The sequence below is a fragment of the Klebsiella sp. Ech2A genome (genome assembly GCF_030078455.1).
In the GTDB taxonomy this organism is placed as follows: Bacteria; Pseudomonadota; Gammaproteobacteria; order Enterobacterales; family Enterobacteriaceae; genus Klebsiella; species Klebsiella terrigena.
Genome location: NZ_JAQGFU010000216.1, coordinates 1 through 6,744, shown reverse-complemented (window position 1 = coordinate 6,744; position 6,744 = coordinate 1). Strand labels below are relative to the sequence as shown.

General features: G+C 58.8%; 7 protein-coding genes. 4 read left to right on the top strand and 3 right to left on the bottom strand.

The window, feature by feature from the left end; genetic code table 11:
* The 3 genes from PFH44_RS23415 to PFH44_RS23405 all read right to left on the bottom strand — a co-directional run.
* On the bottom strand, positions 1-632 hold a 632-nt coding region (locus tag PFH44_RS23415; RefSeq protein ID WP_283826310.1), incomplete at its 3' end, for a solute carrier family 23 protein.
* A 242-nt stretch (positions 633-874) separates the two neighbouring features.
* Positions 875-2,383, bottom strand: coding sequence for a glycerol kinase GlpK (gene glpK / locus PFH44_RS23410; protein WP_045853815.1), 1,509 nt, complete (start codon positions 2,381-2,383; stop codon positions 875-877).
* 21 nt (positions 2,384-2,404) lie between these two features.
* Entirely contained in the window at positions 2,405-3,256 is an 852-nt protein-coding gene (locus tag PFH44_RS23405; protein WP_045853816.1) for an MIP/aquaporin family protein, read from the bottom strand.
* A 444-nt stretch (positions 3,257-3,700) separates the two neighbouring features.
* Between PFH44_RS23405 and zapB the strand changes: the two genes are divergently transcribed.
* The 4 genes from zapB to PFH44_RS23385 form a co-directional block, all read left to right on the top strand.
* On the top strand, positions 3,701-3,946 hold the full coding sequence (gene zapB, locus PFH44_RS23400; RefSeq protein WP_123709547.1) for a septal ring assembly protein ZapB: 246 nt from the start codon (positions 3,701-3,703) through the stop codon (positions 3,944-3,946).
* Between the two features lie 156 nt (positions 3,947-4,102).
* Positions 4,103-5,092 carry a sulfate ABC transporter substrate-binding protein gene (locus PFH44_RS23395; protein WP_045853817.1) on the top strand — a complete coding sequence of 330 codons (990 nt, stop codon included), beginning with the start codon at positions 4,103-4,105 and terminating at the stop codon, positions 5,090-5,092.
* 96 nt (positions 5,093-5,188) lie between these two features.
* The gene (locus PFH44_RS23390; protein ID WP_283826309.1) at positions 5,189-5,944 is read left to right on the top strand and encodes a CDP-diacylglycerol diphosphatase; all 756 of its coding nucleotides are present in this window, start codon (positions 5,189-5,191) and stop codon (positions 5,942-5,944) included.
* A 73-nt stretch (positions 5,945-6,017) separates the two neighbouring features.
* Positions 6,018-6,744 (top strand): SLC13 family permease (locus PFH44_RS23385; protein WP_283826308.1); only part of this gene is annotated, 727 nt, incomplete at its 3' end.

Below are 6,744 nucleotides of genomic sequence, written 5' to 3'. Positions count from 1 at the left end.
ATAATGATCAGCCCCAGCACGATACCCGCCAGCAGCAGGTTTTTTGGCGCGCCGAAGGTGTGGTCGGCCATCGCCGAGTAGCCGCCGCCGATGGAGGTCAGGCCAACCTGAATCAGCGACAGGCCGATAATCATCACCACCACGCCGGAAACCAGCGGGGTAATGACGCGTCGCGCAAGGTGCAGAATGCGGGAGAGGACCATTTCCGTGCAGCTGGCCAGCATCAGGGTGCCGAACAGCGCGGCCATCATCGTCGGCACGTCGGCGCCGCCGGTTTTTAGCGCGGTACCGCCCATAATCAGCGGGGCGACGAAGTTAAAGCTGGTGCCCTGGATGGAGAGCAGCCCGGAGCCGACCGGCCCCCAGGCCTTAATCTGAATAATGGATGCCACGCCGGAAGCAAACAGCGACATGCTGATGATGTGCTGGGTATCCTGGGCAGGAAGACCCAGAGCCTGACAAATTAATAGCGCCGGCGTGATCACCGCAACAAACATCGCCAGCAGGTGCTGGAAGGCGGCGAATAGCGTTTGTGGAAGCGGGGGGCGGTCTTCGAGGCGGTAGATTAATTCGCTGGTTTGTTTATGCGCAACCGGTTGCGCATTTTCTGGCTCGGCGGTATTCACGGACATCACAAGCAATCCCAAGGTGGCAAAGCGGGGATTTTAGCGGACTGTAGTGCAAAAGCAAACGTTTGCCAGCGTTTGCGGAAAAATAATTCCGCCGAAAAGGTGTGGGGAAAAGGCATTCGCATGACGGGACGAAAAAGAAGCCCGGAGGCGGTGCCGGGCACCTTATCCGGGCGAAGAAAAAACGTTGCGCATGAAGCCGTCGTCCCGGCAAGCGTTGCGCCGCCGAGACGGTTACGGCAGGATTACTCTTCGTGCTCTTCCCACGCCAGGGCGCGTTTCACCGCTTTTTTCCAGCCGCTGTAGCGGTAGTTACGTTCGGTGGTTTCGATCCCCGGACGGAACTCGCGCTCGATCACCGCTTTCTCCTGCAGCTCGTCCAGGTTCTGCCAGAAGCCAACCGCCAGGCCGGCCAGGTAAGCCGCCCCCAGCGCCGTCACTTCACGGACTTCCGGGCGCTCGACGCGGGTGCCGAGAATATCGGACTGGAACTGCATCAGGAAGTTGTTGGCGACCGCGCCGCCGTCGACGCGCAGCGCGTGCAGGCGGATGCCGGAGTCAGCCTGCATCGCCTCCAGCACGTCGCGGGTCTGATAGGCGATAGACTCCAGGGTGGCGCGGATGATGTGGTTGGCATTGACCCCGCGGGTCAGGCCAAAGATCGCGCCGCGAGCGTACGGGTCCCAGTACGGCGCGCCGAGGCCGGTAAACGCCGGAACCACGTATACGCCGTTGGTATCCTTCACCTTGGTGGCGAAATATTCGGAATCGAACGCGTCGTTGATAAGCTTCATCTCGTCGCGCAGCCACTGAATCGAGGCGCCGGCCATAAAGACCGCGCCCTCCAGGGCATAGTTCACTTCGCCGCGCGGGCCGCAGGCGATGGTGGTCAGCAGGCCGTGGGTGGAGGCCACCGCTTTCTCACCGGTATTCATCAGCATAAAGCAGCCGGTGCCGTAGGTATTTTTCGCCATCCCCTCTTTGACGCACAGCTGGCCGAACAGCGCCGCCTGCTGGTCGCCGGCGATACCGGCGATAGGAATACGCGTGCCGCCTTTACCGCCGATGTTGGTCTGGCCGTATATCTCGGAGGACTTACGCACTTCCGGCAGCATGGCGCGCGGAATATCCAGCGCGTCGAGCATTTTGTCGTCCCAGTCCAGCTCATGGATGTTGAACAGCATGGTGCGCGAGGCGTTGGTGTAGTCGGTGACGTGCACGCGGCCCTGGGTCATTTTCCACACCAGCCAGGTGTCCACGGTGCCGAACAGCAGCTCGCCGCGCTTAGCGCGTTCGCGCGCGCCCTCAACGTGATCGAGGATCCACTTCACCTTGGTGCCGGAGAAGTACGGGTCAACGACCAGGCCGGTGGCCTGACGAATGTACTCTTCCATGCCGTCACGCTTGAGCTGCTCGCAGATCTCGGCGGTACGGCGGCACTGCCAGACGATGGCGTTATAAATCGGCTTGCCGGTTTCACGTTCCCAGACGATGGCGGTTTCACGCTGGTTGGTGATGCCGATACCGGCGATCTCGTCGGAGCTGATGTCCGCTTTTGCCAGCACTTCAACCAGCGTCGAGCTTTGCGAGGCCCAAATCTCCATTGGGTCGTGTTCAACCCAGCCTGGCTTAGGATAAATTTGTTCAAATTCACGCTGAGAAACGCTGACGATATTGGCATTGTGATCCATCACTACGGCCCGGGAGCTGGTGGTGCCCTGGTCGAGCGCAACGATATATTTTTTGTCGGTCATAGTATGAGTCTCGTAGTCAGATTACAGCGAAGCTTTGTGTTGCGTCGTAGAGGCGGAGGTTGTCTCCTTCTCCTCGACTTCGCAGATGTCGCAGGGCAGGTGGCGGCCAATCAGCTTGCGGTAGCCGAACGCGCCCAGAGCGGCACCGACCACCGGCGCGCACAGCGGCACCAGGAAATAGGGAATATCTTTGCCGCCGGTGAAGGCGACCTCACCCCAGCCGGCAAGCCAGGCGAACGTTTTCGGCCCAAGATCGCGCGCCGGGTTCATCGCAAAGCCGGTCAGCGGTCCCATCGATGCGCCGATGACGGCGATTAACAGGCCAATCAGCAGCGGCGCCATCGGGCCACGCGGGATGCCGTTGCCGTCGTCGGTTAACGCCAGAATCACGCCCATCAGGATAGCGGTTATCACCATCTCTACCGCGAAAGCCTGCATGAAGTTGATATGCGGGTTCGGGTAAGTGGAGAAAATACCTGCCAGGTCAAGACTTTCGACGCTACCGCGCACCATATTATGCGAGTGTTCGAAATCGAGGAAAAGATTGTAATAAAGCCCGTAAACTAATGCCGCAGCGCAAAAGGCGCCAGCGAATTGCGCAACGATAAAAGGAACAACTTTACGTCCGTCAAAGCAGGCGAACAGCCACAGCGCGATGGTAACCGCCGGGTTAAGGTGAGCACCGGATACGCCTGCGGTCAGGTAAATCGCCATCGCGACGCCCAGACCCCAGATGATGCTGATTTCCCATTGACCGAAGCTGGCTCCCGCGACCTTGAGCGCAGCGACGCACCCAACGCCGAAAAAGATCAACAACCCGGTACCGAGGAACTCTGCGATGCACTGGCCTTTTAGTGTTGATGTTTGGCTCATAATCGAATCCTGAAACAAAGTGGTGATTATTGTAAGTATGAAGGTCGTCGTCGACCACGCTGCCATGTAGGCATAGTGTTAATTTATCGTTAACGAACACAAACGAGAAATATCGAACTCTAAATGTGTGTGCCAGGTCAAGAAAATGAGCGTTTTCGCGCCATAAACGCGTGTTGTAGCACATTAAAGAGCGTTTACGGACGCGCGGCGCTAACCCAATGATTAACAATTGCCGCAGAAGTGCCGGGAATTAGCGCCGAATACGCCAGGTAAAGGCTGAAAAGTGTTGCAAACCGCAATCTGCGCGGGTTGTCGCTGGACAGGGAAGGCGGGGATTCATACAATCGACTGCATCACCACTGTAGTGCGCTTATTTTCGTTAAGGCGTCAACGCGTATACGAAACGGACGGTTTCTATCAACGCCTTGCAAGTTCAGGAGAGGTATGACGATGTCATTAGAAGTGTTTGAGAAGTTAGAGTCAAAAGTACAGCAGGCGATTGATACCATCACGCTGTTGCAGATGGAAATCGAAGAGCTGAAAGAAAAGAACAACTCGCTGGCGCAGGAAGTTCAGGGCGCACAGCACAGCCGCGAAGAGCTGGAGCGTGAAAACGGCCAGCTGAGAGAGCAGCAGCAGGGCTGGCAGGATCGTCTGCAGGCGCTGCTGGGCCGCATGGAAGAAGTGTAGCCCTCGCGTCCTCACCCTCTCCTGCTCGGGAGGGGGTTAGTCTTACCCCTTCGTATATTCTCTCAGGTTATAGCCAATCTTTTTTTATTCTTTAATCATCGGTTCGCTTTCTGGCACGCTTAGCTCATCACAACATGACATATAGAGAGCGGTGCGATGAATAAGTGGGGCGTGGGGTTAACTCTGTTGCTGGCATCCGCCAGCGTTCTGGCAAAAGACATTCAGCTATTAAACGTATCTTACGATCCGACGCGCGAGCTGTACGAACAGTACAACAAAGCGTTCAGCGCGCACTGGAAGCAGGAAACCGGCGACAATGTGGTGATTCGTCAGTCCCACGGCGGTTCCGGTAAGCAGGCAACGTCGGTCATTAACGGCATCGAAGCCGATGTCGTCACCCTGGCGCTGGCCTATGACGTCGACGCGATTGCCGAGCGCGGCCGCATCGATAAAAACTGGCTGAAACGCCTGCCGGATAACTCCGCACCCTATACCTCCACTATCGTGTTCCTCGTTCGCAAAGGTAACCCGAAGCAAATTCATGACTGGAACGACCTGATTAAACCGGGCGTGTCGGTCATTACGCCGAACCCGAAAAGCTCCGGCGGCGCGCGCTGGAACTACCTGGCGGCCTGGGGCTACGCCCTGCACCAGAACCACGGTGACCAGGCGAAAGCCCAGGAGTTCGTGAAGGCGCTGTTTAAAAACGTCGAAGTGCTGGATTCCGGCGCCCGTGGCTCAACGAATACCTTCGTTGAACGTGGGATCGGCGATGTGCTGATTGCCTGGGAAAACGAAGCCCTGTTGGCGGCAAACGAGCTGGGTAAAGACAAATTTGAAATCGTCACCCCGAGCGAATCGATTCTGGCCGAGCCGACCGTTTCAGTCGTGGATAAGGTGGTCGATAAAAAAGGCACCCGCCAGGTGGCAGAAGCCTACCTGAAGTATCTCTACTCTCCGGAAGGCCAGGAGATCGCGGCGAAGAACTACTATCGCCCACGCGACCCGGCCGTTGCCAGCAAATATGCCAGCGAGTTCCCGAAGCTGAAGCTGTTTACTATCGACCAGGAGTTTGGCGGCTGGACCAAAGCCCAGAAGGAGCACTTCTCTAACGGCGGCACCTTCGACCAGATTAGTCAGCGTTAATCTCTCCCCCTCAACGCCCGGTTAAATAACCGGGCGTTTTCATTTGGTCATCAAATTACGCTACTCTTCCGGTTCTGGCTGAGACAGGAAAACATAATGCGAAGAGTACGATACCTTTTATTGGGGCTGCTGGTGCTGCTGGCGGCGATTGCGGCAGGCGGCTGGTACTGGCTGCACTCCGGCAACCCGGACGCGCTGCGGCACATCGTTTTGCAGCAGTGCGTGGTCAATCAGCAGCAGCAGCAAAACCCGGCCCCCTGCGCTGAGGTCAATCTCAAAGGCGGCTACGTCCTGTTTAAAGACCGCAACGGGCCGCTGCAGTATCTGCTGATGCCGACGTACCGGATTAACGGCACCGAGAGCCCGCTCCTGCTCAACCCGCAGACGCCAAACTTCTTCTGGCAGGCCTGGCAAGGCCGGGAAATTATGAGCGAACGCCGCGGCTCGCCGATACCCGATAACGCGGTTGCGCTGACGATTAACTCCCGCAGCGGGCGCACGCAGAACCATCTCCATATTCATATCTCCTGCCTGCGCCAGGACGTTCGTGCCCAGCTGGACCGCGAGGCCTCGGCGATTAGCAGCCGCTGGCTGCCTCTGCCGGGCGGTTTGCTCGGCCATGAATATCTGACGCGCCGGGTGACCGAAGCGGAGCTGGCCCAGCGCAGCCCCTTCCTGATGCTGGCGGAAGAGGTGCCCGAGGCGCGTCAACACATGGGGCGCTTCGCGCTGGCGATGGCCGAACAGAGCGACGGTTCGCTGGTGCTGCTGGCCACCGAGCGCAATTTGCTGACCCTCAACCGCGCCTCTGCGGAAGAGATTCAGGACCATAGCTGCGCGATCCTGCAATGACCCCACCATATCTGGCATTTACCTGTCTGACCCGGCGTCGTATTCTTGCTGAAAAAAACGACAGGAGACAGGTATGTCGCTCTGGCTTTCTCACCCTCTGTTCCTTCCCTCCCTGATTGTCGGCATTACCATCCTGCTGTGGGCGACCTCCCTGCTGCCGGAATTTATTACCGCGCTGCTGTTTTTCGCCGCGGCGATGATGGCGAAAATCGCGCCGCCGGAGGTTATCTTTGGCGGCTTCGCGTCATCGGCGTTCTGGCTGGTGTTCAGCGGCTTTGTCCTCGGGATCGCGATTCGTAAAACCGGCCTGGCGGACAGGGCGGCGCAGGCGCTGTCGGCCAGGCTGACGGACTCCTGGCCGCTGATGGTGGGCAGCGTGGTGCTGCTCAGCTATGCCCTGGCCTTCGTAATGCCCTCCAATATGGGGCGCATCGCGCTGCTGATGCCGATCGTCGCGGCGATGGCGAAGCGTGCCGGGATTGAGGACGGCACCCGCGCCTGGTACGGACTGGCGCTGGCGGTCGGCTTCGGCACCTTCCAGCTGTCGGCGACGATTCTACCCGCCAACGTGCCGAATTTAGTGATGAGCGGCGCGGCGGAGGGGTCGTACGGTATTCACCTCAACTATCTGCCGTACCTGCTGCTGCACACGCCGGTGCTGGGCTGGCTGAAGGGCGCGGCGCTGGTGGTGCTGATTTGCTTGCTGTTTCCCGGCAGGCCGCATCCGCCGCGGGAGCGGACGCCGCTGCCGCCGATGAGCCGGGATGAGAAGCGCCTCGCCTGGCTGCTGGCCCGTCCCT

Coding starts and splice junctions, on each gene's coding strand:
- glpK (WP_045853815.1), bottom strand. CDS start 2,383: ATGACCGACAAAAAATATATCGTTGCGCTCGACCAGGGCACCACCAGC.
- PFH44_RS23405 (WP_045853816.1), bottom strand. CDS start 3,256: ATGAGCCAAACATCAACACTAAAAGGCCAGTGCATCGCAGAGTTCCTC.
- zapB (WP_123709547.1), top strand. CDS start 3,701: ATGACGATGTCATTAGAAGTGTTTGAGAAGTTAGAGTCAAAAGTACAG.
- PFH44_RS23395 (WP_045853817.1), top strand. CDS start 4,103: ATGAATAAGTGGGGCGTGGGGTTAACTCTGTTGCTGGCATCCGCCAGC.
- PFH44_RS23390 (WP_283826309.1), top strand. CDS start 5,189: ATGCGAAGAGTACGATACCTTTTATTGGGGCTGCTGGTGCTGCTGGCG.